The following is an 885-nucleotide window of genomic DNA, read 5'->3' as shown; positions in this document are numbered from 1 at the left end:
CTTTACAAGACAACATCCAGCCTCCAGATGCAGCTGCCAAGACCCTGTTATGCTGTAGGCACTGGCTGAGGCATGGCGGGTGGCTCTGGCTTCCCACCCTTCTGTTCTGAGATGGGGGTGGTGGGCAAGATTTCATCTTTAGGTTCCACAATGCTCACATGATCAGGCAGAGGCTTCTTGGGACCAATCTTACCACTTGGGTCCCAGGGCAGCATGATCTTCACTTTGATGCCCAGCACGCCCTGTCTGAGGAGCACATGGCGCACAGCAGTGTCAACATAGTAGTTAACAGGGTCTCCGCTGTGAATCATCAGACCATCCACAAACTTCATGGACTTGGCCCTCTGTCCTCGGAGCTTCCCAGAGACCACAACCTCACAGCCCTTGGCCCCACTTTCCATAATGAACCGAAGCACACCATAGCAGGCCCTTCGAACTGCAAGCCCTCCTAAGAGTTTGTAGCGTAGAGACTCTGCCTGGGCAATGGCACACAGACCTCTTGTGGCCACTTTTTCTGCATACAGCTCTACGCTGCCTTCAGGGAAGCCAAACCGCTTCTGGACAACTGCAGTCAGCTCTCTGATCCGACGACCCTTCTCCCCAAGAACATTCTGTGTTCTGGTGGCTAAAATAATGATTTCTGTTCTGGTCGGCGTAACTCGGACTTCAACTCCAGAGTAGCCATCTTCAGCCAGCTCCCGAGTGAGAAACTCATTCAGTTCAGCTTTGAAGATGCCATCAGCTACAAACTTCCTCTTCTTGGAAATCTGCATCGAACATTGCCCCACCACCCCTCAATGCCCTTGTTCTCCTGTCAGGACCAACTGGGGGGTCTGGGATTCCTGGGGAGCTATATGCCACCCTCCCTACATGGGTGGTGGTGAC

General features: G+C 53.2%; 1 protein-coding gene. It reads right to left on the bottom strand.

Annotated elements, in window-relative coordinates:
* Positions 1-47: 47 nt before the first annotated feature.
* A complete protein-coding gene (gene rpsC, locus R7F64_RS23790; protein WP_318072137.1) occupies positions 48-773 on the bottom strand; it encodes a 30S ribosomal protein S3 in 726 nt (241 codons plus the stop codon).
* Between the last annotated feature and the right edge of the window lie 112 nt (positions 774-885).

Source organism: Vibrio sp. Vb1980 (assembly GCF_033338615.1).
In the GTDB taxonomy this organism is placed as follows: domain Bacteria; phylum Pseudomonadota; class Gammaproteobacteria; order Enterobacterales; family Vibrionaceae; genus Vibrio; species Vibrio alginolyticus.
This window is presented reverse-complemented; position numbering and strand designations above follow the sequence as displayed.

What these genes read in the sequence shown, in the direction of transcription:
- rpsC (WP_318072137.1), bottom strand. Translation starts at nt 773, where the DNA reads ATGCAGATTTCCAAGAAGAGGAAGTTTGTAGCTGATGGCATCTTCAAA.